Origin of the sequence: Mesorhizobium sp. M00.F.Ca.ET.216.01.1.1, from assembly GCF_004010325.2 — a bacterium.
GTDB lineage: Bacteria > Pseudomonadota > Alphaproteobacteria > Rhizobiales > Rhizobiaceae > Mesorhizobium.
Map to the genome: position 1 here is coordinate 1 of NZ_SADR02000466.1, position 298 is coordinate 298.

Here is a 298-nt window from a genome sequence, read left to right on the forward strand (position 1 = left end):
CATCGGCATCCTGCACACTTTCGTCGCCCGCTCGATGCCGGAACTGGTGCCGGTCGACATCGTTGCACCGATCCGCCGCGCCTATTGGCTGGTCTATCATGAATCGGTGCGGCCGCTGCGCCGCGTCCAGCTTGTCGCCAACTTCATCACCAAGGCGGTGGAGCGGGAACGCGGTCTTTTCGTCTAATCCGCGTCGAGCACGAACGAATTCACCACCTTCCCGGCTTCGTCCGCCAGAGGCGCCCATTTGCGCGCGCCGCAAAACGTCGAAGCTCATATCCAGAACCTGGGCATCGTC

General features: G+C 62.4%; 1 pseudogene. It reads left to right on the forward strand.

From position 1 onward, the window contains the following. Positions 1-187, forward strand: a pseudogene (locus tag EN859_RS36985) (LysR family transcriptional regulator); the annotation flags it as partial. Between the last annotated feature and the right edge of the window lie 111 nt (positions 188-298).